The sequence below is a fragment of the Pantoea stewartii subsp. stewartii genome, from assembly GCF_008801695.1.
In the GTDB taxonomy this organism is placed as follows: Bacteria; Pseudomonadota; Gammaproteobacteria; order Enterobacterales; family Enterobacteriaceae; genus Pantoea; species Pantoea stewartii.
In genome coordinates this window covers 1-1587 of sequence record NZ_VZPF01000190.1, presented here as the reverse complement: position 1 = coordinate 1587, position 1587 = coordinate 1, and the positions used below count along the sequence as shown (strand labels likewise).

The window sequence follows — 1587 nt, the reverse complement described above, 5'->3', positions numbered from 1 at the left end:
GCCATTGGTTTTCTCTCATTGCATATATTGGGATAATTATAATATTTATTGCAATTTATGCAACATAAATACTCGATAAATATACAGTGGTTTCTGTGCTTTTCGGCGCTAATTGTCAGACGGTACAGAGAGACGGATTGGATAAGCCAGCCAGGGAAAAGCCTCCAAACATCCTCACAACTCTTTCCTGAACTTGGGTAGATAAGGTAGATAACAGGTAGATAATAAAAAATTGGTTATCTACCCAACTAACCTAATGATTTATATATATTTTATTTCAAAAGGTAGATAAGGTAGATAACCCCACTGATTTTTATAAAAACTCGTCAGCCTTATCGGTAATCTGAACGTTGGTCTGACGCCGCCCTTTTATGGTGCGGGTCAGGTATTCTGATTTGTACTCCTTCGCCGCTTCCTTGATGGCCTTGCCAAACTCAGTAACGCTCAGCGGCTTACTCAGTCCCTGGTATTCCATAAAGTCCAGGTAGAGGTGATACAGATATCTCCTTGGCTGGCGAATACCATCGCTCCGTTTACCACCGCCCATTTCCAGCCCACGCGGCTCACTGATGAACGCCAGCGCTGCGCACATATCGATCACCGGGTTCGAGGCTCGCTTAATCTCCAGTGCCTCCATGCTGTCGCGCTGTTCAATAAGCAGCTCACGGGCCTTTTCAGGGTCTGCGAAGTTAGCCAGCAGGCGACGAACGATCACCGGAATTTCGTGTGCAATTTTCTCGGACAGGTGCGGGTCTTTGTCTTCTTCCTTCACACGATTGTTGAACTGGAAAATCACACGGCGGCGGGCAACTCCACCAGCACGCTCGGTGAAAATCATGGGGGTGTTATTGGTAGCCACGACAACAGCACGCAGAACGGCCGTGTACTGGTGAATGTATTTGGGGTTGATCTCTACCGCATCGCCGCCCGTAATCGCCTTGATGCCCGTTCCCTCGCCTGTGTATTTGGGCTGGTCAGGAAGGGTAATCATGCTCTTACCCACGAACTGAGCGCGGCCCTGTGCGGTATCCAGCGCGGCCATGTTGCCGCTGGCGGTGTTGTGCTGTCCGGCCAGCAGGGTCGCTATCTGAGTGAAGACACTTTTCCCGCTGCCGCCTGAACCGGTAATCTCAAGGAACAACTGCCAGTCGTAGCGGTTCGCCAGCACCATAAACAGGGCAGCGGCAATGCGGCGCATTTTAAGTGCGTCATTCTCGGCGACATGGCTCAGCCACTTGTGAAAGTTTGGCGCATTATCATGCAGGTTTTCGCCCGGCGTGGCGGCGGTATACTCAATGCCGTTATGGTTCATCAGCCAGTTATCGGCTGAATGCGCCGTAAACGCGCCGGACGCCATATCATAAACCCCGTTAGCAAAGGGAATGAGGTTGCGGCGGGGTTCGCCCATGATCGGCGCTACTACTTTAAGCGCCTCCACGGCGTTGTTAATCGTCCTTTTACCAAAGTTGGTCTGGTGCTCGTTGTAGATCACCGCCATTTCACGGCTAAGCTGCAGCGTTGAAATAATCTCCCATACGCCGTTCTGATAGATATAAAACGCCTCACTCTCCGGGTGAATGCATATTC

1 protein-coding gene is annotated in these 1587 nt (G+C 50.6%); it reads right to left on the bottom strand.

The features are described from left to right. Positions 1 to 313: 313 nt before the first annotated feature. Positions 314 to 1587: DNA primase family protein (locus F7Q90_RS25590; RefSeq protein ID WP_249042844.1), on the bottom strand; the 1274-nt coding region annotated here is incomplete at its 5' end.